This is a genomic window from Candidatus Skiveiella danica, from assembly GCF_022705245.1.
Classification (GTDB): Bacteria; Pseudomonadota; Gammaproteobacteria; order Burkholderiales; family Burkholderiaceae_C; genus Skiveiella; species Skiveiella danica.
Map to the genome: position 1 here is coordinate 1 of NZ_JAKJEW010000205.1, position 511 is coordinate 511.

A 511-nucleotide genomic window follows, 5' to 3' on the forward strand; every position below is an offset into this window, starting at 1 on the left:
CGATCACCCTCGACGATGCGAGCGTGGGTGAGGCGATGAAGATCTACAGAGGGGGAAAGTGATGAGATGACGACGGTAGGCGTGCTGACGGGCGGAGGGGACTGCCCGGGCCTGAACGCGGTGATCCGGGCGGTCGTGCGGACCGGAGCAAGACATGGTTTTGACACGATCGGGATACGGGACGGATGGCGCGGTCTGATCGTCGGGGACGTCGAACCGCTCACCGACTACTCGGTGACGGGGATCCTCCCTAAGACCATCGATAACGACGTCGCCGCGACCGACTACACCTTCGGGTTCGATACTGCCGTCTCGATCGTCACCGAGGCGATCGATCGCCTCCACACGACGGCGGAGTCGCACCACCGGATCATGGTGGTGGAGGTGATGGGCCGGCATGCCGGGTGGATTGCGACCGTGGCCGGGATCGCGGGCGGGGCCGACCAGATCCTCATACCGGAGGTCCCGTTCGACATCGACGAGGTCGTCGGGCACCTCCGGGCGCGCTACG

General features: G+C 65.6%; 1 protein-coding gene. It reads left to right on the forward strand.

The annotated features are described in order from the left end of the window. Nucleotides 1-66 precede the first annotated feature (66 nt). Nucleotides 67-511, forward strand: a 445-nt coding sequence (locus ACMUOY_RS21030; protein WP_413894632.1) for a 6-phosphofructokinase, incomplete at its 3' end; no start/stop codon positions are given.